The organism is Virgibacillus sp. M23 (assembly GCF_034190895.1).
GTDB classification, from domain to species: Bacteria; Bacillota; Bacilli; order Bacillales; family Amphibacillaceae; genus Virgibacillus; species Virgibacillus salarius.
Genome location: NZ_JAWDHA010000219.1, coordinates 1 through 487, shown reverse-complemented (window position 1 = coordinate 487; position 487 = coordinate 1). Strand labels below are relative to the sequence as shown.

At 46.6% G+C, this 487-nt stretch carries 1 protein-coding gene; it reads left to right on the top strand.

What is annotated here, in order from left to right; genetic code table 11:
• Positions 1–487 (top strand): metal-dependent hydrolase (locus tag RVS70_RS22180; protein ID WP_321134872.1); only part of this gene is annotated, 487 nt, incomplete at both ends.

The following is a 487-nucleotide window of genomic DNA, read 5'->3' as shown; positions in this document are numbered from 1 at the left end:
ATATTTGATCCGTTTTTAACAGGGAATTCGTTAACGGATATCAAGCCGGAGGATGTAAAGGCGGATGTCATCTTATTAACGCACGGCCACAATGACCATGTCGGTGATACTGAACAAATCGCCAAGCAAAATAACGCGCTGGTTATAGCACCGAACGAGCTCGCTGTGTACTTAGGCTGGAAAGGCTTGAATGTTCATCCGATGCACATCGGGGGCTCCCGCCAGTTCGATTTTGGAAAAGTGAAGCTCACACAGGCCTTTCATGGATCAGCCATCACAGATGAAGAAAACAAAACGATCACTTACACAGGCATGCCAGCCGGTATTTTGCTGACTGTAGAAGGTAAAACGATTTTCCATGCGGGTGATACGGCTCTATTCTCTGATATGAAGCTCATTGGCGAGTTGAATCATATTGATCTTGCTTTCCTGCCGATTGGCGATAACTTTACAATGGGGCCTGAGGACGCCAAGCTTGCAGCTGAAT